Origin of the sequence: Catenulispora subtropica (assembly GCF_039531675.1) — a bacterium.
Classification (GTDB): Bacteria; Actinomycetota; Actinomycetes; order Streptomycetales; family Catenulisporaceae; genus Catenulispora; species Catenulispora subtropica.
Genome location: NZ_BAAAQM010000003.1, coordinates 26,562 through 50,042, shown reverse-complemented (window position 1 = coordinate 50,042; position 23,481 = coordinate 26,562). Strand labels below are relative to the sequence as shown.

26 protein-coding genes and 3 tRNA genes are annotated in these 23,481 nt (G+C 69.4%); 24 read left to right on the top strand and 5 right to left on the bottom strand.

All coding sequences use genetic code 11. The annotated features are described in order from the left end of the window. The first annotated feature begins 2 nt into the window (after positions 1–2). Positions 3–620 (top strand): hypothetical protein, encoded by a 618-nt coding sequence (locus ABD466_RS03915; RefSeq protein WP_344655517.1) that lies wholly within the window; start codon positions 3–5, stop codon positions 618–620. Positions 621–828: 208 nt separating this feature from the next. Continuing rightward, on the top strand, positions 829–1,308 hold the full coding sequence (locus tag ABD466_RS03910; protein WP_344655516.1) for a GntR family transcriptional regulator: 480 nt from the start codon (positions 829–831) through the stop codon (positions 1,306–1,308). Here the strand turns inward: ABD466_RS03910 and ABD466_RS03905 are convergent. Then, complete coding sequence (locus tag ABD466_RS03905; protein WP_344655515.1) at positions 1,272–1,799, bottom strand: NUDIX domain-containing protein; 528 nt, start codon at positions 1,797–1,799, stop codon at positions 1,272–1,274. The genes ABD466_RS03910 and ABD466_RS03905 overlap by 37 nt on opposite strands. Before the next feature lie 20 nt (positions 1,800–1,819). After that, complete coding sequence (locus tag ABD466_RS03900; RefSeq protein ID WP_486334152.1) at positions 1,820–3,160, bottom strand: NsdA family TPR-like regulatory protein; 1,341 nt, start codon at positions 3,158–3,160, stop codon at positions 1,820–1,822. A 285-nt stretch (positions 3,161–3,445) separates the two neighbouring features. Here ABD466_RS03900 and ABD466_RS03895 point away from each other — a divergent pair, with 285 nt between their 5' ends. The 20 genes from ABD466_RS03895 to ABD466_RS03800 all read left to right on the top strand — a co-directional run bounded on the left by ABD466_RS03895 (position 3,446) and on the right by ABD466_RS03800 (position 20,681). Beyond that, positions 3,446–3,661, top strand: coding sequence for a hypothetical protein (locus ABD466_RS03895; RefSeq protein WP_344655513.1), 216 nt, complete (start codon positions 3,446–3,448; stop codon positions 3,659–3,661). A gap of 282 nt (positions 3,662–3,943) precedes the next feature. Beyond that, positions 3,944–4,330, top strand: a complete 387-nt coding sequence (locus ABD466_RS03890) for a hypothetical protein (protein WP_344655512.1) — start codon at positions 3,944–3,946, stop codon at positions 4,328–4,330. A gap of 94 nt (positions 4,331–4,424) precedes the next feature. Next, complete coding sequence (locus ABD466_RS03885) at positions 4,425–4,787, top strand: WhiB family transcriptional regulator (protein WP_344655511.1); 363 nt, start codon at positions 4,425–4,427, stop codon at positions 4,785–4,787. Beyond that, positions 4,784–5,572: a hypothetical protein gene (locus ABD466_RS03880; RefSeq protein WP_344655510.1), complete on the top strand. Its 789-nt coding sequence runs from the start codon at positions 4,784–4,786 to the stop codon at positions 5,570–5,572. The genes ABD466_RS03885 and ABD466_RS03880 overlap by 4 nt, the downstream gene beginning before the upstream one ends. Next, positions 5,572–5,940 (top strand): RRQRL motif-containing zinc-binding protein, encoded by a 369-nt coding sequence (locus ABD466_RS03875; RefSeq protein ID WP_344655509.1) that lies wholly within the window; start codon positions 5,572–5,574, stop codon positions 5,938–5,940. Before ABD466_RS03880 ends, ABD466_RS03875 begins: the two co-directional genes overlap by 1 nt. Further along, positions 5,940–6,314, top strand: a complete 375-nt coding sequence (locus tag ABD466_RS03870; RefSeq protein WP_344655508.1) for a hypothetical protein — start codon at positions 5,940–5,942, stop codon at positions 6,312–6,314. Before ABD466_RS03875 ends, ABD466_RS03870 begins: the two co-directional genes overlap by 1 nt. Continuing rightward, the gene (locus tag ABD466_RS03865; protein WP_344655507.1) at positions 6,311–7,522 is read left to right on the top strand and encodes a DUF2637 domain-containing protein; all 1,212 of its coding nucleotides are present in this window, start codon (positions 6,311–6,313) and stop codon (positions 7,520–7,522) included. The genes ABD466_RS03870 and ABD466_RS03865 overlap by 4 nt, the downstream gene beginning before the upstream one ends. A 1-nt stretch (position 7,523) precedes the next feature. Beyond that, positions 7,524–9,815 carry an FtsK/SpoIIIE domain-containing protein gene (locus ABD466_RS03860; protein WP_344655506.1) on the top strand — a complete coding sequence of 764 codons (2,292 nt, stop codon included), beginning with the start codon at positions 7,524–7,526 and terminating at the stop codon, positions 9,813–9,815. Between the two features lie 247 nt (positions 9,816–10,062). Then, positions 10,063–10,686 carry a hypothetical protein gene (locus ABD466_RS03855; RefSeq protein ID WP_344655505.1) on the top strand — a complete coding sequence of 208 codons (624 nt, stop codon included), beginning with the start codon at positions 10,063–10,065 and terminating at the stop codon, positions 10,684–10,686. Between the two features lie 83 nt (positions 10,687–10,769). Next, positions 10,770–11,636, top strand: a complete 867-nt coding sequence (locus ABD466_RS03850; protein ID WP_344655504.1) for a hypothetical protein — start codon at positions 10,770–10,772, stop codon at positions 11,634–11,636. Continuing rightward, positions 11,633–12,448: a deazapurine DNA modification protein DpdA family protein gene (locus tag ABD466_RS03845; protein WP_344655503.1), complete on the top strand. Its 816-nt coding sequence runs from the start codon at positions 11,633–11,635 to the stop codon at positions 12,446–12,448. Before ABD466_RS03850 ends, ABD466_RS03845 begins: the two co-directional genes overlap by 4 nt. A 32-nt stretch (positions 12,449–12,480) precedes the next feature. Then, on the top strand, positions 12,481–13,092 hold the full coding sequence (locus tag ABD466_RS03840; protein WP_344655502.1) for a hypothetical protein: 612 nt from the start codon (positions 12,481–12,483) through the stop codon (positions 13,090–13,092). A gap of 68 nt (positions 13,093–13,160) precedes the next feature. Continuing rightward, entirely contained in the window at positions 13,161–13,547 is a 387-nt protein-coding gene (locus ABD466_RS03835; protein ID WP_344655501.1) for a hypothetical protein, read from the top strand. A 100-nt stretch (positions 13,548–13,647) separates the two neighbouring features. Continuing rightward, on the top strand, positions 13,648–14,577 hold the full coding sequence (locus ABD466_RS03830; protein WP_344655500.1) for a hypothetical protein: 930 nt from the start codon (positions 13,648–13,650) through the stop codon (positions 14,575–14,577). Further along, entirely contained in the window at positions 14,574–16,070 is a 1,497-nt protein-coding gene (locus ABD466_RS03825) for a DNA cytosine methyltransferase (RefSeq protein ID WP_344655499.1), read from the top strand. Before ABD466_RS03830 ends, ABD466_RS03825 begins: the two co-directional genes overlap by 4 nt. Continuing rightward, complete coding sequence (locus tag ABD466_RS03820; RefSeq protein ID WP_344655498.1) at positions 16,067–16,255, top strand: hypothetical protein; 189 nt, start codon at positions 16,067–16,069, stop codon at positions 16,253–16,255. Before ABD466_RS03825 ends, ABD466_RS03820 begins: the two co-directional genes overlap by 4 nt. 104 nt (positions 16,256–16,359) lie before the next feature. After that, positions 16,360–17,274, top strand: coding sequence for a bifunctional DNA primase/polymerase (locus ABD466_RS03815; protein WP_344655497.1), 915 nt, complete (start codon positions 16,360–16,362; stop codon positions 17,272–17,274). Further along, complete coding sequence (locus tag ABD466_RS03810; RefSeq protein WP_344655496.1) at positions 17,274–18,860, top strand: ATP-binding protein; 1,587 nt, start codon at positions 17,274–17,276, stop codon at positions 18,858–18,860. Before ABD466_RS03815 ends, ABD466_RS03810 begins: the two co-directional genes overlap by 1 nt. A 400-nt stretch (positions 18,861–19,260) precedes the next feature. Next, a complete protein-coding gene (locus ABD466_RS03805; RefSeq protein WP_344655495.1) occupies positions 19,261–19,476 on the top strand; it encodes a helix-turn-helix domain-containing protein in 216 nt (71 codons plus the stop codon). Then, positions 19,473–20,681 (top strand): site-specific integrase, encoded by a 1,209-nt coding sequence (locus ABD466_RS03800; RefSeq protein ID WP_344655494.1) that lies wholly within the window; start codon positions 19,473–19,475, stop codon positions 20,679–20,681. The genes ABD466_RS03805 and ABD466_RS03800 overlap by 4 nt, the downstream gene beginning before the upstream one ends. Before the next feature lie 64 nt (positions 20,682–20,745). On the opposite strand, the gene ABD466_RS03795 is transcribed toward ABD466_RS03800, so the two are convergent. The 3 genes from ABD466_RS03795 to ABD466_RS03785 form a co-directional block, all read right to left on the bottom strand. Further along, positions 20,746–20,820 (bottom strand) — tRNA-Val (locus tag ABD466_RS03795). A 48-nt stretch (positions 20,821–20,868) separates the two neighbouring features. After that, positions 20,869–20,939 (bottom strand) — tRNA-Cys (locus ABD466_RS03790). 51 nt (positions 20,940–20,990) lie between these two features. Next, positions 20,991–21,063 (bottom strand) — tRNA-Gly (locus tag ABD466_RS03785). A 304-nt stretch (positions 21,064–21,367) separates the two neighbouring features. Here ABD466_RS03785 and ABD466_RS03780 point away from each other — a divergent pair. Both ABD466_RS03780 and ABD466_RS03775 read left to right on the top strand, forming a co-directional pair. Continuing rightward, positions 21,368–22,276: a S1 family peptidase gene (locus ABD466_RS03780; RefSeq protein ID WP_344655493.1), complete on the top strand. Its 909-nt coding sequence runs from the start codon at positions 21,368–21,370 to the stop codon at positions 22,274–22,276. Positions 22,277–22,429: 153 nt separating this feature from the next. Next, complete coding sequence (locus tag ABD466_RS03775) at positions 22,430–23,470, top strand: chorismate-binding protein (RefSeq protein ID WP_344655743.1); 1,041 nt, start codon at positions 22,430–22,432, stop codon at positions 23,468–23,470. Positions 23,471–23,481 lie beyond the last annotated feature (11 nt).

Here is a 23,481-nt window from a genome sequence, read left to right as displayed (position 1 = left end):
AGATGACTCAGCAGATGCCGCCAGATGGGCGCACCGCGTATAGGGTTACGATCAACCTCGACGGCAGAGCGCCCCAAGTTTTCCACATGACCCTTCCCGGGACGATCCCGGAGCTCAACATCGCAACGCTCCGAGTCGGAAGGCGTGGCGGAGCCAATGAACGAGACTATGCGTTTCGGGAGCTTTTGTATCCACGCATCGGCGCAGTAACCGTGGCTGGAGGTCATGTCGAGGCCGCGATGAAACGACTGCTTATCCTTCTAATGGAGAGCTCAGGAAGATTTTCGCTGGTCGACAAGAGCTGGTCGGAGCTGCACACTCTCCTGGTCAAGGAGTCGCGGAAGCCTGGTGGTCGAAGGAAAGAGCTCGCAGGGATCCTTCAATGGGCAGTAGACAATCGACTAAAGGAGCGTCGCGACAATGTCGTACACGCGTATTGGTGGATCTTTGATGATGTCGAGGTTACTCGCTCCCGCTTTTTCCGTAAAGAAGATGGCGCGAACATGACAGGCACGTTTGCAGATCTCGACGAAGATGCGAACCTACTCTTTGAATATGCTCAGAAGCTAGACGACTTGCTGGGCGAAGACTGGGCTCGGGCACTTCTGTTTCGCGATTAGAGCGCTAGCTGGTACTTGCCACGAACCAAGCGAACCGAGCCGGACCGTCCGATCCGAGGGTTGCAAGCCTTGGCAGGTGAACGTGTCCTGTTCCGCGGCCCACACAAGGGTTGCGCGCCAGGCACACTGGCGGGCCGGTCTCAATAGCTCCGAAACCCTCGACGGCATAAGGGCTAGTCTGGTCTAGTCGAGACAGGGAAGGGGCCACGTGAGCGAGGCTGTGACACGCCGGGGACACCGCTGGGTCGCCGACGTCCTGCGAGACCGCATCGAGAACAACGTGTATCCGGCAGGTACGCAACTTCCCACAGAAGCGTCCCTCGTCGAAGAGTTCGCTATAGCGCGCGACACGGTACGCCGAGCGCTCGCCGTGCTTGCAGAGGACGGACTCGTAGTCACGACTCATGGCCGCGGTACCTTCGTCCGTGACGAGCGAGACGCAGGAATCGGGCAGCCGAAGCATGCACAAGTGGGTGCCAAACTCAGAGCGCTTATTGAAGCTGGTGAGGTCGAGGCTGACGCGGCGTTTCTGACGGAGGCCGAGGTCCAGCGACGGTTCTCTGTCTCAAGGCGGACGGCCCGTGCAGCCCTCAAGGGCATGGAGGATGACGGCCTCCTCTACGTCACAGGCAGGAGGAGGCTGGTCGCGCGTCAGGACTCCGATACGTCGCGGCCGAATTCGAGGTAAGCGGGGACAGTCGAATCAAGCGCTGCCACAGCTGCGCGAAGACGACGTTCCAGCGAGGGGCGCACGTGGTCTGCGGCTTCGTCCAGCGTCACAAACTTATACGACGACAGCTCGTCGGCCTGGAGCGAAACGGCATCGAGCTGACCTGCGGTGAGCGTTCCGCCATCGAAGATGAACATCACTCCATCGCGCCATACCCCATGGCGGGGGATCCAGTCCACGACCAGGAGTCGTCCAGGCTCAATGTCGAGCCGCATCTCCTCGCGCACCTCTCGTCGGCACGCTGCGAGGGGTGATTCGTCATCCTCGGCCAGGCCACCTGGAATGTCCCACGTGGGCTTGTACACCGGCTCAACCATGAGGATGCGTCCGGCGTCGTCGTGGAACAGGAGGCCGCCGGCAACCCGCTTCCGCGGAAGGCGCGAGGCAATGCCGGGGTTAAACTCCTGCTCAGGCTCGCCCTCGGCGCGCATATCGTCGTCGAAACCCACGTTGCTACCGTAGCCGACCATCAAGACGTGGTAGGGGATTCTGTACGCACGCGCTCAACGAACTCCCGGGCCGCCACGTTTGTAGCGTGCGGCTTGAGCGTCGCCGCTAGATCGGCAACGTGCCGCCGTGACCGAACTGACTGGAGGGCGCCGGGTGTCTCCAGCGCCTTTGTACCCAGTGCGGCGGCATGGTCGATATCCCGGCCGAGCACAGCAATTCGAGCGAGTTGGACGGTGCCGTACAGCTGCCGCCGTGCCTGGCCCCGAAGCCGTTCCAGCACGGCTTCAAAGTGCTCTGATGCATGTCCGGGATCTCCGAGATCTACCCAACACGTACCTGCGTGGCTGGAGAACACGACCTCATCAAACGGAGAGGACCAGTCCGGCCGGTCACTTGACTGGGCCGCAGTGAGCAGATCCTCTGCTCTGCTAAGCGCTTCTCCAGTAGCGCGGATATCCCCAAGCTGAGCATGAGACCGAGCTTCAAACATAGCGGCTTCCGCGAGCACGACCGCAGCTGCCCCAGCTTGGCTGCTGGCGGCCCGAGCAAGCCGCAACGCTTCGTTGGGATGGCGCAAATAGAGTGCCTGATCGCTCAAGCTCGTGAGAATGTACGACCCGAGCGCTCGATCCCCCGCGGCTTCCGCCATGCGAAGGGCCTGAACGAAGTACCGCTGGCCGGCGGCTTGCCGCCCCGTGTCGTACGCCATCCACCCGATGATCTCGCAGAGAACAGCGGTTGCCGCGAACATCTCCCGGCGCACCGCATCAGTACATGTGCCACGAAGTCGAGGCACCACGCGGTCCCGAAGGAATCGAGCCGCGACCTCCCTTGATTTCTCGCCGCCGATTTGCCGGTCGAGTTGATCGAACGTATTCGTGGCCTGACGGATCTCCAGCACGTCAGCCATGGCGACTACGAGGCTGCCCGTTCTCGTCAGATCGTCTTGGCCGCCCGCAAAGAGCCAGTCGAGTGCGGCGGTTGTGAGGGACGTCGGGTCATATGGAGCGTTAAATAGGCCGGCACTGCGCGCTACATCGTGACCGGCAAGGTTGGCCAACTCGACTAACGCCGTTGCCAGCGATGTTTCGTAACGCTCGCCATCGATAATGCGAGTGGCCTGCCCTCGTTCTTGCCAGCCGAAGTCCTCTGGTTTCAGCCCGTAGACCTCGCAAAAGAGCTCGGCATACGGCGAATCAACGGCTTTCGCCGTGTTTTCCCATCGCGCCAACATCCGCATCAGGCTCGATCGCGTGGCCAGTGAAATCCCCTGAACTGCGGCACGCGATTCAAGTTCAACCACGAGCTGAAGCTTCTTCCACCCGCGCTTCTCGCGCTCCTGTCTCAGCCTAGTCGTCATATCAGACCCCGAGTTATACACCGACCGTCGCAGTGGTCTCACACATGGTGTAACAGCACCACCGCCCAAGGCAAGCGATCACTGTCACCCCTAGTCATCCTCTGTCCCCCACTGTCGTCTGCCGCACCGACAGGTGCCGCACGCATCGTGGAACTGCACCCAGCAACGGATGCGACGCAGAGGCTTGACAGACCTGCGGAGCGCTCGGACTATGTATCTAGTCGTCTAGGTACATAGCTCGCTCACAAGAGGTTGCCGAGACGGCCCAACTAGCGGAGGTAGATCATGACCAGTCACTCAACTCGTTCTCGGTCCTGGTTCCAGGGCCGGTACTTCGCGCTGGCCAACTTGACCGGTGCCGAAGTCCACGACTCCCGCATGAACTGCTCCGTGCAGGGGTCGAAAACGACACTGCACGGCACGCCATCGCAGATGCGACACATCGCCAGCCAGCTGATGCGAGCCGCGGACCTGGCCGAGGCCGTCACCGCGCAGTCCTGACGTCCTGCCGACCCTGGCCCGACCCGCCTGTACCGCGGACCGTGGCCAAGGCCGACAGGCCGCAGCCGGCGCAAGCCGTGGCACTGCATTGAGAACTGAACAGAGACCAGCCTGAGGTTCGAGGAACCGGCGTCGAAACACGAGTGGCGCCAACGGTCCCGAAGAACCGTTCGGAAGGCAAAACCGCAGCGTATGTGCTGCCTGCCCGCCACGGACCACATCTATTGAGCCCGTGGCCAGCGGAGAACACAGAACCCTGGCGGTAGATCGGAAGGCATTTCCATGAAGCCGGACAAGACCCAAACGCCCCTGCGCGTCAGCACGCAGCCCCTATACCTGATCGACCTGGCCGGTGACCGGCCGATGCTCGCCTGTCCGGAGTGCCGGACCTGGCTCGTCGTGGCGGACGGCATGCTGCCGCCGCACCGCAGCGACCACCGGCCCGACCAGCCCCAGCGTGACAAGACCGCCCCGCGCCGGCCGCGCTGCGGGGCGTCGCGCCGGCCGGTGGTGTTGGACCTGTCGCCGAGCAGCTGGGCGCGCGAGTCCGCCATCGGCGCGCGAGACGCCGGGATGCGCCGCGGAAACCGGGTGTTCGCTGACCCGCGCTCCGAGTCCAGCCCGCAGCCGCCGGTGCCGGTTCCGGTGTTCCGGCCCGCGAAGTCGTAGCTACAACCCCATACAGAACCTCACCCGCCCGGTCAGGCCCGATGCCAGGCCGGGCTTTCTCATGTTCGTTTTTCGATCCTGAAGGAGGTCAGGGATGAACCGCGCTTTGCCGTTGCGCCGCCCCGGTGCCGGCCGTATCGGGCATCCGATCCGCGCCACCGTAACCGCTCAGCCCGCCGAGACCATCGCCGAGCACCTGGGTGTGGACGTCCGCGGCGCCGGGCCGCTGGCCGGTGCTGCATGTGCGTCCCCGCTGCTGGCCCGTGACGTGATGTTCCCGGACAAGGGCGACCGTGCCGGCGCCGAGTTCGCCCGCAGGGTGTGCGCGTCCTGCCCGGTGGACAAGGACGTGTGCCTGGCCAGGTTCGGAACGCTATCGCACGGCGTCGTTGCCGGGCTGACGGCAGCCGAGCGGCGCGCACAGCGCGTACGTGCCAGGGCGGCGGTGGCTCAGTGACCGGGCTGACGATCCTCGTCGCTGTCGTGGCGATGGTGCTGGTGATCGGCCGTGAGCGGCGGATCTATAAGGCCAACAAGGCGTTCCGCGCCGCCGCGGTGCAGGTGGTGTCCCCGCCCGGGCCGCGCTGGTGGCAGGTGGCGCTGTCCAACCTGATCTATGCCGCGCTGATCGGCGCGTTGCTGCTGGCGCTGGTGCGGCTGGTCCCGGCCAACGACACGACACCGGGCCCGTCGACCCCGTTGGACGGCACCACCGACGGCAGCGGGCCGTCCACCGGTACCGCGCACTCTTCTGCTTCCTCAAACTCTTCGACTCCGAAAGGGGGCTTCCCGATGACCGACGCGTTCGCGATCCAGCGGGTGCGGGACGGCTACCTGGCCGACATCGCCCGCCGCAACACCCTGATCCAGGAGCACCAGCAGTCCGCCGCGGCGCTGGAGGCCGACAACGTCATCGACGCCCGGCACGCCGAGGTCGCCGCCGCGCTGATCGACCAGATCAACGCCGACGCCGCGGCGGTGTGGGCGCCGGTCACCGAGGTGGACGCCGCCGTGCTGGCGACGTCGCACACCTTGACCGCCGGACTGCCCCGGTCGGGCAAGTCCGCCGCGCTGCCGCTGCTGCTGGCCGCGCTGTACAGCGCGGTGTCCGACGTCACCGGCATGGACGCTAAGGACGTGGAGTACATGGTTCACGACCACTTCGGTGGCGGGGACTGCCCGGCGTGCCTGCTCACCGGCGCTGGCGACCTAGCCGCGCTGGACGGCATCGACGGTGCGTGATGCCCCGGATCTCGGAGCGCTTTCTAGACCCTGAGGGCAAACACTTCGGCATCCCCACCTACCCGTGGCGGATGGCCCCTGAGGGGTTGGCCACACGCCGCCAGCTGGCGACCGCCGGGCTCCGGCCCGGCGGTGCGCCGGTGGTTGCCCAGATCATGTGGCCCCGTGGCGGCGAGCAGGTGGGCGTTGCCTACCTGTACGACCTCACCGCGGCGGTGCCGAAGCGGCCGTTCACCGCCGGGCTGGGCCGGTCGGTGGCGGCGATGCTGGCCGCCCGCTCGACCTGCGGCAGCTGCGGCACCGTCTACAAGTACTGCCTGCCCAAGAGCCAGGACTGCTGGCGCTGCCAGAGCGGGAGCGGATCCTGATGCCGATACGGGCTTCTGAGCGTGACCGCTACCCGGGCAACTGGCGACAGATCAGCGACCGGATCCGGTTCGTGCGCGCCGCCGGGCGCTGCGAGTGCACCGGGCAGTGCGGCACGCACCCTGCGGGCCGCTGTACCGCCGTCCACGGCCGACCGCACCCGGTTACCGGCTCGCGCGTGGTGCTGACCACCGCGCACCTGGACCACACCCCCGAGAACTGCGACGAGACCAACCTGGCCGCGATGTGCCAGCGCTGCCACCTGGCCTACGACGCCGCCCAGCACGCCGCGAACGCCTCCCACACCCGCGCGGTCAAAGCCGCTCAGGGCCTGGAACCGCTGTTCGACCTTCCATCTGAAGGGAGCGACCTATGACCACCCTCGTTGAGCACGTGAACGGACACGCCCCCGCCGCCCCGGTCACGCCCCTGGCGGCACCCGATCCCGCCCCACCCCTCGCCGAGCAGCCCGCCGCCCCGGTGGTGATGGCGATCGAGGGCCCGCTGAAGAAGGTCGTGAACGCCGTGAGCGCGGCGGTCGGCGCGCTGGGCCTGCTGGGGTTCGTGAACTCCTTCCACCGCGTGGACGCCACCGCGCAGCCCAGCTTCCACGGCCTGGCCTGGACGGTGCCAACCGGCATCGACTTGGGCATCTTCGTGTTCTCCGCCCTGGACATCGTGCTGGCGATCCTGGACATGCGGATCGTGTGGCTGCGGCTGGTCCCGTGGGCGCTTACCGCGGTCACGATCCAGCTGAACATCGCCGACCAGACCGGGCAGCTGCCGCTGTCCGGGTTCGACAAGCTCGCGCACGGTGTGCTGCCGGCGATGTGGGCGCTATCGGTCGAGGTCGGCGCACACGTGGTCCGCAAACGCGCCCGCCTGACCTCGACCACACGCATGGACCGGGTGCGGATCTCCCGGTGGCTGTTGGCGCCGCTGCCGACGCTGGGCCTGTGGCGGCGGATGGTGCTGTGGGAGGAGAAGTCCTACCCCGCCGCCCTGCTGCGCGAGAAGACCCGTGTGCTGGCCCGCACCGACCTGGCCGACCGCTACGGGCGCTGGTGGCGCTTCACCGCCCCGCGCCGCGAGCGTGCCCTGTACCGGCTCGGCGACCTCGTTCCGGCGACCGTCGCCGACCTGATGGCCGCCGGACCGTCCACACCCGAAACGCCCGCCGGTCCGCCCACCGAGGAACGGACCGTCCGCGCCGACAATCCGGACCGGTCCGCGACCGGTCCCGGACCCAAGCGCGGACCGTCCGGGAAGACGAAGCGGACCGGTCCGCAGACCAAGGGGCGGCCGTCCGCTCGCCGGTCCCGGACCGCAAACGCGGACCAGGCAGCGGACATCGCGGACCTGATCCCGCTGGGCGAGCAGGTGGCCGCCGCCATCACCGCCGCGGACGGACGGCTCACCCGGGCCGCGCTGGTCGCCGAGATGCGCAAGCGCGGCATGCCGGTGTCCAACGAGCGCGCCGGAGTCCTGCTGACCCACCTGCGGACCGCAACCCCCGCCGACACCGCTCAGACCGAGACGACCGAGCAGACCGAGCAGCAGACCGGAACCGAGGAGGTGGCCTGAGATGACCGAGACCTACGAACACGACAACTACGAGCCGAAGGGCGCGCGGGTCATCGCCTTCCCGACCCGCGGCGCTGACGGTGACGACGGTCTGGGCGTGCCCGACTGGGTCAACGCCGACCAGACCGCGGCCGGCGGGCTGCGGCTGTCCGAGGCGGCGACGGACTCCCACGTCATCGAGGGCGTCATCGTGGACCGCACGGCCGGACCGTCGCGGGCACAGCGGCGGATCCGACGCCGCCAGCAGTTGGGCGCCGCCCGCGCCGCGCTGTCGCACCCGGCGGTGCGCGGCGGCGGCCGTCAGCTGGTCTACCTGGCCCTGGGCCTGCGTGTGGCCGGGCGCCGGTACTGGCAGTCCCGCACCACGGTGGTGCACGAGCAGATGATGCGCTCGGCAGTGGCCAGGAACGACCACACTGCGGCGCTGGAGTGGGAGGAGCGGGCGGCGATCCGGCGCTTCGAGCGGCACGAGCGGCGCATGGAACTGCTGTCGGCGCCGGTGGAGGCCGCCCGTGCGGTGTTCGCCGGCACCGTGGGCGGGGCATTCCTGCTGCTGGTCGCGGGTATCGCGCTGTGGCTCAACTCCGGACACATTGCGGATGTGGCCACCCCGTTCGAGGTGACCGCGACCGTGGTGAAGACGACCGCTGACATCCTGCGCCTCACGTGGCGTCCGCTGATCGCGCTGGCGCTGTTGGCCAGCCTGCTGGGGTTGTGGCAGGCAGGCCGCAACGACCGCGACGCGCTGCCGGTGTGGCTGGCCCCGGCCGGGCAGCTGCCCGCGGCGGACGACGCCTACATCACCCCGTCGATCGTGGTCGTGGCCCTGCGGGATCTGGGCATCGCCGACCTGCGCAAAGCCATCGACAAGATGGAGGACGGCGGCGCCGGGATGCTCGGGCCGATCAGCATGGCCGGGTGCGGCGTCGAGGTGGACGTCACCCTGCCCTCGGGTATCTCCACCGATCAGGTCGTCACCAAGCGCCGCAAGCTGGCCGAGAACATGGGACGGCACGAACACGAGCTGTTCATCACCGTCCCGCAGGGCAAAGGCCAGCGGCCCGTGGTCCACCTGTGGATCGCCGACCCCGGCGCCCTGGATGAGCCGGTCGGGGAGTCCCCTCTGGTGCTGGATCCCAGCACGGTTTCGGATTTCATCCACGGCCGTGCCCCGTGGGGGCAGGACCTGCGCGGGAACAAGGCGATGGTGTCGCTGTATCAGCGGCATGTGCTGGTCACCGGCCTGTCCAACCAGGGCAAGACCGCCGCGCTGCGGGCCCTGGCGCTGTGGGCGGCCCTGGATCCGTGCGTGGAACTGTGGATCGCCGACTTGAAGGGGATCGGCGACTGGTCGATGTTCAAGGGCCTGGCCACGGTCCTGATCGAAGGCCCCACCGACGCCCACGTGCTGGCCGCCACGCAAATGTTGGAGGCCGCAGAGGTGGAGATGCAGCGGCGTACCGACGTGGTCAGGGAGTCCGGCTCGGCCAAGGGCATCACCGAGGCCATGGCCCGAAAGCGCGGTTCCGGGCTGCACCCGCTGATCGTGATCGTGGACGAGGCGCAGGTAGCGTACATGTGCCCGGGCATCGAGCCCGGCGACAAGCAGAAGCGCCCGCTGGGCGGGCAGAAGGCCACCTCCCGGTTCTTCATGGCCGCCCGCGGCATGCACAACCAGGGCCGGGCGGCGAACACCACGCTGTGGGAGGGGACGCAGGACCCGACCGATGAGAACCTGCCCAAGCTGGTGCGCGAGGGTGCGCACGTGCGGGCATCGCTGGTTTTGGGCACCGAGTCGCAGTCGAAGATGGCCCTGGGTGAGACCCCGGTGAAGAAGGGCGCCGCCCCCCACAAGCTGCGCCAGGGCCTGGACAAGGGAACCCTGGTCGTCGTCGGCGACGGCATCGACATCCCGGTCGGTGAGCCGTCCGTGAACGTGCGCACCCACTACATCGACGGCGACGCGGCCTGGGAGATCGCCGAGTACGCCAAGACGCTGCGCAAGCAGGTCACCACCCGCGACAGCATCGCCGACGACGACCAGGACAAGCCGGACCTCGATGTGCTGGCCGACGTCGCCACGGTCATCAACGGCGAGACCCGGGTGCCCAAGCAGGAAGTGATGCTGCGCCTGGCCGAGGTCGACGACCGTTACCGGGAGTTCACCGACGCCCGGCTCAAGGCCGAACTGGAAGCCGCCGGCGCCCCGCAGTACACGTACAACGGCGTCACCCACGTCCACGGCGACCGCGTCCGCGAAGCCCTCGCCCGACGGTTTTCCGCCACCGAATAGCCAGGGAAGCGGTCAGAGAGGCCGGTCGGATCCAGAGAGATCTCTCTAACCGCCTCTCTGACCGACCACACCTCACCTGGCCAGTGCATATATCGATCTTAGAGAGGCAGAGAAGCAGAGAACCCGGGGTTTGGAGATGCTCCAAACCCCGAAAATCCGCTGCCTGCTGGCCCGGTGCGTGTCTCTCTACCTCACTCCTCGCCCGCCAGATCACGCCACGAGCGCTCGCGGAAGACAGGACACAACCATGACCCGAAACACCACAAGAGCACGCCGCTTCACCGCCGCGGGCAGCGCCGTCAACCCCGGCGGGAAGCCGGGGCGATCGCGCACCGAGTACCAGACGGTGAACCTGGGCGGGCGCCGGCTGCGGGTGGCCAAGACACTGTCCGAACGCACCAACACCCGCCGCGGCTACTGCAACAGCTGCTCCGGCAACGGCTGCCCGGACTGCGCCGGGAAGGGACGCGCCACCGGCAACCGCAACGGCGCGGCTCGAACGTCCCGAACCTCGCGCCCGGCAACCGCCCGGACGCCGCGCTCCGCCAAGCGCAGCAAGGCCAAGCGTCCGCGCCGCCCCGGGCTGCTGGGGCTGCTCGGCTTCCGCAAGCGGGTACCGCTGCGCCGCCGCGCCAAGTCCTGGGTGCGCAACCTGTTCGGCGCCAACACCACCGCCAGTCGCCGCGGCGGCGCGGCGCGGGGAGGGCAGGTGGTGGCGATCGGCGGCAACCCCGGCGCGTCCTGGTGGCGCTGCCCGCGCTGCGGCGCCGGCGAATACGCCCTGCCCGATGACGACGTGGCCACCGGTCGCGCCGCCCGGCACGTCGCCGAGACCCATCCCGGCATGCCGTTCCGCCTCGACCCGCAGTAGCCCGCGCGGTGTGCGGCCCGCCCAGCGTGGGCCGCACACCGCGCGGCGCCGCCCCGACTACCGCCCGAGGAGGGCTGAGCACGATGACCGAGCTTGCGATCCCGCCGCCCTACCCGGGCACCATCCACACCACCACCGACAACACCACGACGACGACACCCACCGCCCCGACCGCTACCGCTACCGTCCCGCGGCGGCTGCCGGTGTCGCCGACCTCGGTTGCCCTGGCCCTCGCCTCCCCGGCCGTCACCGTCACCATGCTGGCCCTGGCCCGGCACTGGTCCGATCACGGGGCCCGGCACAGCATCGGCGACATGGTGCCGCTGGGCGCCAGCGCCATCCTCGGCCTGGCCCTCACCGCATGGGCCGCTGCCGTCCAAGACGCCATGCTCGTCGGCACCTGCGCCAGCCTGACCGCCGCCGCACTCGCCGTCGGCATGATGGCCTACCCCACCGGCCTTTCCGAGCCACTGATCGTCACCGCGGTGGCGACCGTGCTCGGGTGGGCACTCACCCGCCGAGTTCGGCGGGCCCGCCACATCCGAGCCGAGCGCTACGCCGAACGCCAGAAGGATCGCGACCACGAGGCGAACGTCATCGGCATGCAGTGCCAGACCGCCATAGAAGTCGCCGCGCTGCACGAGCAGGGCGCCACCGACCGGGAAAAGCTGCGGCAACTCGGTGCGACCAAACGCGCCGAGCTGAGCCTGGACGCCGCCGAATACGAGGCGCTGAGGCTGGAACGCGACACCCGGCGCCGACACTTCATGACCGTCAGCCCCACCGCAGCCGCCGCGCTGGACGCCGAACCGGTGGACACCGACCTCGGCGCCACCGCCCGGGCCGCCCTGAGTGTCGCCGCGCCGCTGGCCGGGCTGGCCGGCCGCAGCTGCGCGGTCGACACGTCGTCGGCCGTTCCGCTGGGTCTGCCCACCCGGAACGCCTCATGACCGCAGCGACACAGGCGCTGTTCCTGCTCGGCTCGCATCAGCCCGGATGGCTGGCGTGTGCTGGGGTGCCGCTGTTCATCTCCGACCGTCGGCTACGGCCGTACAAGACACTGCCTCGCGCAGCTGCGCCGTGGGCACTGGACTCCGGCGGCTTCACCGAACTGAAGGACTACGGCGACTGGACCACCAGCCCCGAGGACTACGTGATCCGGGTACGCCGCTACCGCGACCAGATAGGGCGCCTGATGTGGGCGGCGCCGCAGGACTGGATGTGCGAACCGGCCGTCATCGCCGGCGGACGGATGGGCCCGCTGACCTTCGTCGGCACCGGCCTATCCGTCGCCGAGCACCAGCGACGCACGGTCGAGAACTTTCTGCAGCTGCGAGACCTGGCCCCGGATCTGCCGTTCGTGCCGGTCATCCAGGGCTACACCCTGCCCGAGTACCTGGCCTGCGTCGGCCTATACGAGGACGCCGCCGTGGACCTGGCCGCCTTCCCCGTGGTCGGCCTGGGCTCGGTATGCCGCCGACAGGGCACTGCAGAAGCCCACGACATCATCACCGCCCTGCGCCAGCGCGGCATCCCCCGGCTGCACGGCTTCGGAGTCAAAACGCTGGGCCTGGCCCGCTACGGGCACCTGCTGTGCTCGGCTGACTCCCTGGCCTGGTCGCTGGATGCCCGCCGCGAGGGTACCCCTCTGCCGGGCTGCACCCGTCACAAGAACTGCGCCAACTGCCTGCGCTACGCCCTGCGCTGGCGCACCGGCGTCATCAACACCCTCCCGAAGAGCCCTGGCCATCGGCCCCGGTGACCAGCCCACCCACAGCAAAGGAGAACCGACGCATGACCGTCACCGACACCACCGACTTGGCCGCGCAGGCCCGCCAGGCCTACACCACCGCCCAGGCCCAGAACCGCTACCGCGAGATGCGACACCGCACCGAACAGGTCGAGAACATCTACCGCGCCCTGGCGAACCTGAACATCACCCCGGCCGACTCCACCCCGGCGTTCGTCAACACCGTCAGCGGCCAGATCTGCATCCCGCTCATCGCCGGCGAACTCCGCTTCGAAACCGTCGCCGAAGACGACCCGGACAGCTTCGACTTCCCAGTGCAGACCCACGCGGTGGCCGCCGAGTGGGACGCCGACGCCCGCATGGTCCACCTGGTCGCCGACGCCGACTACGACAGCGCCGCCTACAACTCCACCGGCCGGGTGCTGTACCCGGCCGGATACCTGCGCACCCTGGCCGACCTCGGCGAAGCGCTCGAACACGGCGGACGCAAGCCCCGCCTGCCGGACACCACCGAGACCAAGACCGACCGGATCCTCGGCGCGGTCAACGGCGACCTCATCGACGCCCACGGCTACGCCATCCTGGCCGCCGCCGAAGCGGTGTGCGCTGCCCTGGCCGACATCGCCGACGCCATCCGCGCCGGAAACCGCCTGTAGCCGACCTGGCAACACCCTGACCCGCATCCAGCAACCACACGGACCCTCAACCAGAAAGGACCCGAACCATGACCGAGACCCTGCTGCCCACCACCACCCACAACGCGGTCAGCATCACGGTGCCCGACGCCGCGATGGCCGACGCGATCGAGACGATGATCCGGTTCGCCAGCCTCGCCCCGGCGATGCCGAAGCTGGGCGCCTGGAGCCTGCGCCGCACCGGCACCGGCACGTGGAAGGTGCGCGCGATGTCCGGCTTCCACGGCAACGAGGCCGCCGACATCGACGCCATCCGCCAGTGGGCCACCGTCCTGGACGGCGGCACCACCCAGCTGTCCGACGAGCAGGGCACCGAGGAGTTCGGCTACCGCGAGCTGACCGCCCACGGCACCCTCGGCGGCCACACCGAGGTCGTCATCTGGGACCACATCGCCTGCCACGACACCGAGGACTGACCCTGCGCCGGGCGCGGCGCCGATTCCGCCAAGAACACCGCCGCGCCCGGCCCACCGATCCCCTCAACACGCATTACGAACCGAGAGGACCAGCACCATCATGACCGAAACCGACACCAGCAAGCCCCCGGCCCACTATGAGGGCTGGTGGGAAGTGCCCGCCGGGCTGCTGCTCGCCTCCCAGCTCGCCGCGATGGACCTGCCGCGCATCCCCGGCGGCCCGGTCGCCGGCATCGTGCAGGCCGAGAACTGGCACGCCGACGGCCGCGACGACGCCTTCCGGCTGTACCGGCTGTCGGAGTCGCTGCCGTCGGCGGCGTCGGCGGCGCAGCTGGAGGCCGCCGACGCCAAGCGCATCCGGAACCGGGTCTACCGCTGCGAGGAATGCGGGGCGTGGTCGGAACAGGCACTGCCCCGCTACCCGCTAGACGACCTCCTGCTCAAGGACGTCGAACCGCGGTACCTGTGCGGCTGCTGCCGCCACCTCACCCGGGTGGCCGGCTACCAGGCCTACTACGCCGCCCGCCGCGCGCAGACCGCGACCTGGGCGGCGCGCATGACCGCACCGGGCGCCGCGCTGGCCATCACCGCATCCGAGATCCGGCCCGTCGGCACCACACCGTCGGGCAAGCGGCACCCGATCACCGGCATCGCCATCCTGGCCTTCGACATCGCCGACGGCCGCAAAACCTTCGACGCCACCGTGCTGCGCCGCCCGGCCAAGCCCGGCAGCAAGACCAAGGGCATGCTGGACCCCGAGCCGGGCGCGGCCAAGTTGCGGGCCGCCATCAAGGGCAGGACCCTGATCTGCTGGCGCGCCGAGCAGCTGGAGCCGCTGCGCCCGATCCTGGCCCCGAACAACCGGCACGCCACCCTCGGCGAGGCCGCCCATGGGCACGTCACCAACTGGCGTGCCGACCTCGATGTGCGCACCGGCCACCTGCGCCCGGCCACCGACCCCGGCCGCCCGGACCGGCTGGCGCTGCTGATCCGCCGCATCGCCGCCAGCGGTCAGGAGGTGTCGGCGTGAGCATCACCTTTACCGACATCTTCTGTGGCGCCGGCGGATCCTCCACCGGACTGGTGAACGCCGGCATGGAGCTGCAACTCGCCGCCAACCACTGGGAGCGGGCCATCGAGACCCACTCGGCGAACCACCCGGGCGCCGAGCACCTGTGCGCGGACATGGACCACTACGACATGCGGCGCCTGCCGGACACCGACGTGCTGTGGGCCTCTCCGATCTGCACCGAGATCTCCCCCTCCGGCGGACGCAAGCGCCGCAGCCGCAAGGGCGCCCCGCCGCCCGGGCAGGAAGGCATCCAGGAACTCGGGTACGTGCCACAGACCGGTTTCGAGCGCACCCGCGCCACCGCCTACGACATCCTGCGCGCCACCGAGGTACACCGCTACAAGGTGGTGATGTACGAGAACGTGCCGGAGTTCGCCACGGACTGGGAGCTGTACTCCTGGTGGGTTCAGGGCTTCAAGGTCCTGGGCTACCGGCACGTGGCGGTGTCGGTGAACGCCGCGCACATCGGCGGCGCCGGCAACACCCCGGCGGCGCAGTGGCGTGACCGCTACTTCGGGATGTTCGTGGCCGAAGGGCTGCCGCTGCCGGACCTCGCGCCGCGCCCGACCGCCTGGTGCCCGGTGTGCCAGGAGAACGTGGCCGCCATCCAGTACTGGAAGGACACGCCGTTCACGCGGCGGTACGGCAACATCGGCAAGTACCGCGATCAGTACGACTACCGCTGTCCCAACGGCACCCGGTGCCGGCACGCGATCGTCGAACCCTACGTCGCCCCGGCCGCATCCATCATCGACTGGAGCGACCGGGGCGTGCTGATCGGCGAGCGGGCCGAACGCAAGATGCGCCCGCTGGCCACAACCACCATCGCCCGGATCGAGGCTGGGCTAGCGATGCTCGGCAAGCGGCGGATGGTGGTGACCGTCAACCACGACGGGCACGACGGCCGCGCCTTCGACCCAAGTGCCGGGCCGCTGCCGACCCGGAGTGGGAAGATCGGGGAGGCGGTGGTGGTGCCGTCCGGTGGTACCTGGAACAGCACCCCGTACCTGGTCGACGGTCCGTTCCGGACCCGCATGACCCGCGAGTGCGAGGCCCTGGCGTTCCCGCCGGAAGCCGCGCACGCGTTCGTGGTCGAGTACCGCAACCACGCCACCGCCTCCCCGGTGACGGCGCCGATCGCCGCGGTAACCGCGCAGGGCAACCACCACGGCCTGGTCATCCCCTACCGCAAGGGCCTGACCAAGACCACGGACGAGCCGCTGCTGACCATGAGCACCGTGGACCCGGCCGGGCTGGCCCGCCCGGCGCCCAGCGTGGAGGAGTGCCATTACCGGATGTTGCAGCCGCGCGAGCAGCTGCTGGCACAGCGCTTCCCCCGCGACTACATCGTGCACGGCAACCGCGGCGAGCAGACCATGCAGGCCGGCAACGCCGTCCCGGCCAACGTCGCCCAGTGGCTCGGCGGCAAAGCCTTGGCGGTGCTGTCGTGACCGGCACACGCCGCCGTGCCTGCACCGGCAAGAAGTCGCACCGACGACGTCCGGACGCTGACGCGCACCGTGACCGGCTCATCGCCAGCGGCGCCGCCCCGGAGGGGATCCGGGTCTACCGCTGCCGCCACTGCGGTTTCTTCCACGTCGGACACAGCGGACCCACCGGCAAAATCCACCGCTGACCCCTCCGGCGCCCACTCGACGAACGGCCCGCAGACCACCGGTCAGCGGGCCGTCATCGTTCCCCTGACCGCTTCTCTTGGAGGCCCTGCTTGTGAGTGCTGACATGCTCACCGCTGCCCTCGACCTCGCCGAGCGCGGCAACATCGTGTTCCCTCTCAAACCCAACGGCAAGACCCCGGCCATCCCCTCGGCCCACGAACCCGGATCCGACTGCCGCGGCGAATGCGGCCGACTCGGACACGGCCTGTGGGACGCCACCGACGACCCGGCCATCATCCACCGGTGGTGGGGCTACTGCCCGGCGGCCAACGTCGGCATCAACTGCGGCGCATCCGGGCTGTACGTCCTGGACCTGGACACCCCCAAACCCGACACGCCACCGCCATGGCCGCCGTTCGACGTCGAAGGCGTGCGCGACGGCTTCGACGCCCTGGCAGTGCTGGCCGAGCACTGGGTGGAACCCCTGCCGCTGGGCGGGCTGGAAGTCCGCACCGGCCGCGGCGGCACACACCTGTACTTCCGTCAGCCTGACGGCGCGCAGCTGCGCAACACCGCCAAGAAACTCGGCTGGCTCATCGACACCCGCGGCGTCGGCGGCTACGTCGTCGCCCCCGGCTCCATCGTCGCCGGCAAGCCCTACACCATCACCACTCAGGCCGAACCGGCCCCACTGCCGCGCTGGATCCGCCGACTGGCCGACCCCCCACCGCCCCCACCGGTACCGCCGCGCCGTTTCCGCGGCACCCCCAACCCCGACAGGTACGCCGCCGTTGTCCTTGAACGCGAACTCGCCCGGCTCAACGCCGCCGGTGCCGGGGAGCGCAACGACACCTTGAACGCCGTCGCGTTCAACCTCGGCCGACACGTCGCACGCGGCACCTTCACCTACGCCGAGGCCGAGAACGAACTGCTGCACGCCGCCCAGGGCCTCGGCGACGCGAACAAGGGCCCGGACATGGCCAAGAGCACCAACACCATCCGGCGTGCCCTGGCCGATGGACAGCGGAAAGGAACCTGATGGCCGACGAGCAGCCCGCCGACACCCCAGAACCCGAATCCGACCCGCCCGGCGAAGACGTCCTGGACTCCCTCGCGGCCATCGCCAACGGCGCCGGCGCCGAGGTCGAAGCCCAGTTCCAGCAGCTCGACAAGCCGAAGAGCACCGACAGCACCAAGTCCGGCAGCGGATCCGGTGCCGGTGGTGATGGCAAGGAAAAGGGCCCGAGCCAGGCCACGCGCCTGGTCGAGCTGGCCAACGCCGCGTTCCGCACCGTGGCCGGCGCCGACGGCAAGACCTACGCCGTCGCGCTGACCGGCCCCCGCATCGCCTTGCCGCTGCGGGGCGAGATGGGCCTGCGGCTGCACCTGGCCTCCACCTACTACGCCGAAACCGGATCAGCCGCCGGATCCTCCGCCCTCGCCGACGCGCTCACCGTCCTGGAAGGACAAGCCATGACCACCACCCCCGAACCCGTCGCCCTGCGCGTGGCCCGGCACGAGAACACCCTCGTGCTCGACCTCGGCCACGCCGACGGACGCTGCATCGTCATCAGCCCCGGCGAATGGCACCTGGAACCGGAATCCCCGGTGCTGTTCCGCCGCACCCGCCTCACCTCCCCGATCCCGCTGCCCTCCCGCGAGGTCGGCGGGCTGGCCAAGCTGCACGAGCTGCTGAACGTCTCCGACTCCGGATTCCGGCTCATGGTCGCCTGGCTGGTCGCATCCTTGTTCCCGGACATCGCCCACCCCATCCTGACCATCTGCGGAGAGCAGGGCACCGCCAAATCCACGTGCGGGCGGCTGCTCGTCTCCGTAGTCGACGAATCCCCGGCGCCGCTGCGTACCCCGCCCAAGGACGCCGGATCCTGGCCCGCCCAGGCCGCCGCGTCCTGGACGGTCATGCTCGACAACATCTCCACCATCGCGCCGTGGATGTCCGACCTGCTGTGCAAAGCCGTCACCGGCGACGGCATGGTCACCCGCGCCCTCTACACCGACGACGACGTCAACATCCTGTCCTTCCGCCGCGTCCTCGGCATGACCACCATCGACGCCGGCGCCCTGCGCGGCGACCTGGCCGAGAGGATCCTGCTGGCCGAACTCGACCCCATCCCGGCCGACAAGCGCCGCACCGAGGAAGAGGTCAACACCCTGTTCGAACAGATCCGCCCGGCCGTCCTGGGCGGCGTCCTCGACCAAACCGCCGCCGTCCTGGCCGCACTCCCGAACGTGAACGTCGCCGAGCTGCCCCGGCTCGCCGACTTCGCCCGGATCCTGGCCGCACTCGACCACGTCAACCAGGCCGACGGCTGGACCACCCTGGACGACTACACCACCCTGGCCGCCGAACTCACCGAAGCCGTGATCGAGGCCGACCCCTTCGCCGACGCCGTCCGCACCTTCGCCACCAGCCAGCGCAGCTGGGAGGGCGGCGCTGCCAAACTGTTGGAAGCCCTCACCCCCGCCGAGCCGCCGAAGACCTGGCCCCGCACCGCCCGCGCCTTGTCCGGACACCTGCGCCGTGTCGCCCCGGCGCTGCGGCGCAACGGCGTCAACGTCGAGTTCACCCGGGGCAAGGAGCGGCTCATCAAGCTGACCTTTTAAAGGGTCCCGAATTCGACCGTCGGTACCGTCGGTACCGTCGGCAAACCCGATCTGACCAGCACCGATCCGCCGACGGTACGCCGACGGTAGGGCCCCAAATGCCGACGGTAGGGACCCCGGCCAACCACAGCGGGCCCCGGACACCAACCGCCCTACCGTCGGCAAAAGCAGCCCTACCGTCGGCGTACCGTCGGCACGCACACCACCTCTGACGTGTGCGAATACCTCATGCGCCGACGGTACCGACGGTACCGACGGTCAAATCCGGCCCCATCCAAAAAGGCCACCACCCGCTCGCGCAGCTGCGCGCAAACGCACTCTCTGCCACGCCGGCCCCGACGCCGCGCGCCTCCACGCAGAGGGCGCCGGGGCCGTGCCTCACGGAAGGAGGTCCACCGTCATGACCGCCGCCGCGCACGAAACCACCATGGCGCACGAGCCGCGCCTTTACGACATCCCCGACCTGGTCAGGATCCTGCGCCTGAGCCGCTCCGTCATCTACGAGCAGATCCGCGCCGGCCGCCTGCGCACGGTCAAGCAGGGGCGTTCCCGCCGGGTCTCCGAAAAGGCCGTCTACGACTACATCGCACTACTCGAAAGGGAGGCCAACCAGTGAGGACAGCCGTCGCCGATGACGACGACAAGCCCGAACCCAAGAAGCGCCGTTCCCGCGGGGACGGCGCTTTGTACTGGAGCGAGGAACGCCAGCGCTGGATCGCCGAGGCGACCGTCGGATACCGGCCGAACGGGAAGCGCATCATCAAGAAGGCCAGTGACAAGACCAAGACCGGCGCGAAGGCGAAGCTCAAAGAAATCCTGCGCGACTACGACGACGGTCTGACAACTGCCTCCGGGAACTACACGGTCAAGGACGCCGTAGAGGACTGGCTTACCTATGGCCTTCCGGGGCGGCATGAGCGGACCGTCGAGAAGTACCGAATCCTGGCAGAGGTCCACGTCATTCCGCATCTGGGCAAGGTCAAGCTTCGTGACCTGACTGCTGAGCAGGTAGACCGCTGGCTCACCGCGCGAGCCGCGTACCTTGCTACCAGCAGCGTGCAGGACCTGCATTCGCTCCTGCGACGGGCCGTTTCCCGCGCACAAGCACGCGACAAGGTGAAGCGGAATGTCGTCATGCTCTGCGAACCCCCGACAGGAAAGCGCCCAGGTCGGCCATCGAAGGCGCTGACGTTCGCGCAGGCGGAAGCCATTCTCGACGCAGCCGAACGCACCCCCATGCACGCGTACATCGTGACGTCGCTGTTGACCGGCGCGCGGACCGAGGAGCTGCGGGCCTTGACGTGGGGTCACGTCGATCTCGTCGGCAACCCGGACGCGAAGCCCGCTGTACCGCCGAGCATCATGGTGTGGCATTCGGTCCGCGACGACGGCGACACCAAGACCCAGAAGTCACGACGAACGCTGGCGCTGCCCGTGCGCTGCGTCGAAGCCCTCAAGGCGCATGGCCTTCTCCAGAACCTCAGCAGGGAAGGCACCGACAGAGGGTGGGAGGACGACGATCTGGTGTTCTCCACGGCCGACGGCGGTGAGCTGGACGCCGCCAACGTCCGGCGCGACTTCCGACGCGTGGCGAGAGCGGCCGGCCTCGACGCGAAGCAGTGGACGCCGCGGGAGCTGCGTCACAGCTTCGTGTCACTGCTGTCCGACTCCGGCATGCCGATCGAACAGATCTCCCGACTGGTCGGACACAACGGGTCGGCAGTGACGGAGCGGGTCTACCGGCACCAGCTCCGCCCGGTTCTCCAGGAGGGCGCACAGGCGATGGATGGTCTGTTCCCTGGGACGTTCCGGGAGACGTAGTCACTCAGTTAGACACTCACACACGCCAGAGGCCCCATCCGATCTTCGGATGGGGCCTCTGAGCTGGTGGGCGATACTGGGATTGAACCAGTGACCTCTTCCGTGTCAGGGAAGCGCTCTCCCGCTGAGCTAATCGCCCGTGCTTGTATTACGTTGTCCTGCTGCCTTGCTGTCCTGCTGTCCTGCGAGGTGGTGACGGGATTTGAACCCGTGTAGACGGCTTTGCAGGCCGTTGCCTCGCCTCTCGGCCACACCACCGTGGGAGCCCGATCAGGCGCCGTACAACTACCCGACCAGCCCTTCCGTCCGAGCGGATGACGAGACTCGAACTCGCGACCCTCACCTTGGCAAGGTGATGCTCTACCAACTGAGCCACATCCGCGTGCGCGTCCGGGGCTTTTTGCGGCGCCCCCTGGCGACACCATGAACTGTAGCGGATCCGGGCGGGGATCCAAAAACCATTCCCCTCAGCTGTCACAGGGTGGGGTTGAAACCAGGGTGTAACGGGGCAGAACGGTGTCCATGGTTGCTGTCGGCTGTCGGTCGGTTACCGTGGGATGCCATTCGTTCGGGTGGTTCGGCGACGGTGCCGGGCCGGCGTGCGGTCGGGCGCGGCCACGATGGACCGGGTCCGGCAGCTGGGCCGGCTGGCGGTGTGGACGGGAAGGGGCCCTGCGGTGGCTCGGATGAGGCGGCGGATCGCACGGATGGCGGCCTGGGGCGTGACGGGCCTGCTGATCGTCGCGGGTGTGGCGGCGGCCACCGCGACCGGGGCTCCGAGTGCCCCCAAGGTGCTGCGGCCCCTCCCGCGGATCGTCGGGGGTGCGGCGGCGCAGGCCGGGGCGTTCCCGTTCATGGCCGCGCTCCAGCAGTGGGAGGGCAACGGCTATCTGACGGTCTGCGGCGGCACGCTCATCGCCCCCGACGAGGTGCTCACCGCGGCGCACTGCGTCGACCAGTGGACCATCGGGCAGCTGACGTCCGCCGGGCAGCCTCGGCAGCGGGTCGTCGTCGGGCGGACCGTGCTCTCGGGGGACGACGGCGCGGTACGGCTTCCGAGGGCGATCCGCGTCGACCCGACCTGGGACTCGGCCACCGAGGTCGACGACGCCGCGGTGCTGCAGCTGGACGCGCCGGTGACGGGCGTCCCCACGCCGACGCTGCCGGGCTCCGGCAACCGGGCCTACGAGCAGCCCGGGGTGGATGCGCTCACCGTGGGCTGGGGCAGCACCCGGCCGCAGAGCCCGACCGACGCCGGCGCCGGCGTGTACCCCGACGAGCTGCGCCAGGTTTCCCTGCCGCTGGTCGGTGACGGCCCCTGCCAAGGCGTCTTCGACGGCGTGCACAACCCCACCCTCTACCCGAAGGTGATGCTCTGCGCCGGCGGCGACGGCCACCACGACGCCTGCACCGGCGACTCCGGCGGCCCGCTGCTGACCGCCCTGACCGGCGGCGTCTGGGAGCTGGTCGGCATCACGAGCTGGGGCAACGGCTGCGCCGTCCCCGGCACCCCGGGCGTGTTCACCCGGCTGTCCGCGCCGGAGATCCACGACTTCGTCGCCGCGTCGGGCGGAGACGTGCTCTTCGGGCCGTAAGCGGCGGAGAGCCCCCAGATCGTCCGCCACGTCGGGTAGGGCTGTGACCTTCGGCGTGAGCCGCCGCAGCTCCGCGACAGCCCCAGAGGGGCCGCCGTCCAGCGAACCGCGAGACAATGAGTTGTGCCCTCCCCCGCCCGCCGCCGCAGCGCCATATCCCGCGAAGCCGGAACCGGCTCCACACCCCCGGCGCCCCTGGCGTACTTCGCCGGCAAGCTGGCGACCGGTCTCCGGGATGTGACCTCGGACCTGACCGCACTGGACTCCACGGGCTACTGGGCCGTCGTCGGGACCTACGAGGGCGCATGGACCCTGGCCCGCTTCGACGACGTCCGGGAGGCGCCGCTGCCCGCGCCGAGCGCGCCCTGGACCGGTCCCGCCCGCGACGCGTGGACCACCTCGCTGGACCAGTCCGCCTACGAAGGCGCGGTCAAGAAGATCCGCGACGAGATCGCCCACGGCGAGGTCTACCAGGTCAACCTCTGCCGGGTGCTGTCGGCCCCGATCGCCCCCGAGGCCGACCCGCTGGCTCTCGCCGCGCGTCTCGCCGACGGGAATCCGGCGATCTACGCCGGCGTCGTCGACGTCCCCGGCGCCCGCGTCGTGACCGCCTCCCCCGAGCTCTACCTGCGCCGGGTGGGACGGACCGCCATCTCCGAGCCGATCAAGGGCACCGCGCGCACCCCCGACGCGTTCCTGCCGAAGGACACCGCCGAGAACGTCATGATCGTCGACCTGGTCCGCAACGACCTGGCCCAGGTGGCCGAGATCGGCACCGTGGAGGTCCCCTCGCTCCTGCGCGTCGAGCCGTATCCGGGCCTGGTGCACCTGGTGTCGACGGTGACCGCGGAGCTGGTTCCGGAGGCCGGCTGGCCGGAGCTGATCGCCGCGACCTTCCCGGCCGGATCGATCTCCGGGGCGCCGAAGAGCAGCGCTCTGCGGATCATCGACGAGCTCGAGACCGCGCCGCGCGGCCCGTACTGCGGCGCCGTGGGGTGGGTGGACGCCGACCGGGGCATCGGGGAGCTGGCCGTGGGCATCCGCACGTTCTGGTGGCGGGACGGCCGCCTGTGCTTCGGCGCCGGAGCGGGTATCACGTGGGGATCGGATCCGCGCGGCGAGTGGGACGAAACGGAGCTCAAGGCCGCCCGGCTGCTGGCGGTCGCGTCGGGCCCCACGCCGGCCCGCGAGTGAAGGAGACTGGG